Raw genomic sequence first — 234 nt, forward strand, 5'->3', positions numbered from 1 at the left:
TGAACATGTGGACCATGCGTCATGGCTCTCTCATCGGTGAGTCCACCACGGTGGTGCAGGTGGACCTTGACGACTCAGCCCTTGGTGCCAACCGCCCTATCCATCTTGGAATCCTGGGAGATTGCGCTGAGACAGCGGCCGCGGTCCTCAATGAAGTGCGCTCCAGCGGATACACGGCCAGTGGATTCCGTACGCATGAGATGGCACAACGCATCGCCGAGCACGCCCGATGGA

At 60.3% G+C, this 234-nt stretch carries 1 protein-coding gene; it reads left to right on the top strand.

Annotated elements, in window-relative coordinates; translation table 11 throughout:
• Positions 1-234 (top strand): hypothetical protein (locus SB724_RS21890; protein WP_410573188.1); only part of this gene is annotated, 234 nt, incomplete at both ends.

The organism is Bacillus sp. SIMBA_031, assembly GCF_046535225.1.
Lineage (GTDB): Bacteria > Bacillota > Bacilli > Bacillales > Bacillaceae > Bacillus > Bacillus velezensis.